The sequence below is a fragment of the Psychrobacter phenylpyruvicus DSM 7000 = NBRC 102152 genome (assembly GCF_000685805.1).
GTDB lineage: Bacteria > Pseudomonadota > Gammaproteobacteria > Pseudomonadales > Moraxellaceae > Psychrobacter > Psychrobacter phenylpyruvicus.
Window position 1 is genome coordinate 1 of sequence record NZ_JMKP01000098.1, and the last position, 1,292, is coordinate 1,292.

The 1,292-nt window shown below is 45.0% G+C and carries 1 protein-coding gene; it reads right to left on the bottom strand.

Annotation, left to right across the window (positions count from 1 at the left end; genetic code table 11):
* Positions 1-30: 30 nt before the first annotated feature.
* On the bottom strand, positions 31-1,230 hold the full coding sequence (locus tag G561_RS0113575; protein WP_011961263.1) for an IS256 family transposase: 1,200 nt from the start codon (positions 1,228-1,230) through the stop codon (positions 31-33).
* Positions 1,231-1,292 lie beyond the last annotated feature (62 nt).

Genomic DNA, 1,292 nt, shown 5'->3' on the forward strand with positions numbered 1-1,292 from the left:
GAGGGCGTTCAAAACTCTGTGTCAACTAAATTAAAGACGCATCACCGAATCTAATCGACCAGGGAAATAGATAGACAGCTGCATCATCGTCTGTCCCCAATTACGAATCGGCATCGTCCACTTGGCAGAGGCATTTAACATACCAACATACAACAATTTGAGCAAGCTGGTTTCATTCGGGAAAGCGCCTTTGGTTTTAGTAAGTTTACGAAACTGACGATGTACCGCTTCCACCGCATTGGTGGTATAAATAGGCTTTCTGACTGCTTCAGGATACTTAAAATAGGCAGATAGTAAATGCCACTTGTCCCGCCAAGACTTAATCACCGCCGGATACTGATCGCCCCAAACAGCCTCTAAATCATCAAGAGCCAGTTCAGCTGACTCCTTATTAACTGCCTTATAAACAGGCTTTAAATCGCGCATAAAGGCTTTTTGATCACGACTAGCTACATAACGGATACTATTACGGATTTGGTGAATCACACACAGCTGTACTTCTGTATTGGGGAAAATAGCATTGATGGCCTCAGGAAAACCCTTTAGGCCATCCACACAAGCGATGAGAATATCTTGTACGCCACGATTGTGTAAATCTGTGAGCACAGATAGCCAGTAGTTTGCCCCTTCGCTTTCAGAGCAATACAGACCAATGAGTTCTTTTTTGCCTTCGGTATTAAGTGCCAATAGCGTGTAAATGGCTTTGCTGACATAGCGTCCTTCGTCTTTGACCTTGTAGTGAATCGCATCAAGCCAGACAAACGGATAAACGCTGTCGAGTGGACGAGATTGCCATGCTTTAAGCTGCGGTATCAGCTCATCAGTGATGCTACTGATGGTCGCCTCTGAGACCTCAAGTTGGTATATCTCAGCAATGTGGTGGCGTATGTCACGGTAACTCATGCCATGAGAAAATAGCGATAGGATGCGGCTATCGATCTCAGCGGTGAGTTTAGTTTGATGTTTCTTGACCAACACAGGCTCATATTCACCGTTACGATCTCGTGGCGTTTCAAGCTCGAAGCTGCCCGCCGCTGATTTGACGGTCTTTTTGCTGTAACCGTTACGACGGTTGCTTGTAGAACTTTGTTCAAGGTGGCTTTGTATTTCGGCATTTAAGGCAGCTTCGGTGAGCTGTTTGATGAGTGGGGCAAGTACCCCGTCACTGCCTGTGATAGGTTTACCTGCTTGAATGCCTTTTAAGGCTTCGTTAAAGTCAAAGTTTTGCATGGTGTCATTCCTTGTTTTTTACATAGTTTAGGGGAATGACACAGAATTTTGAACACTACCTT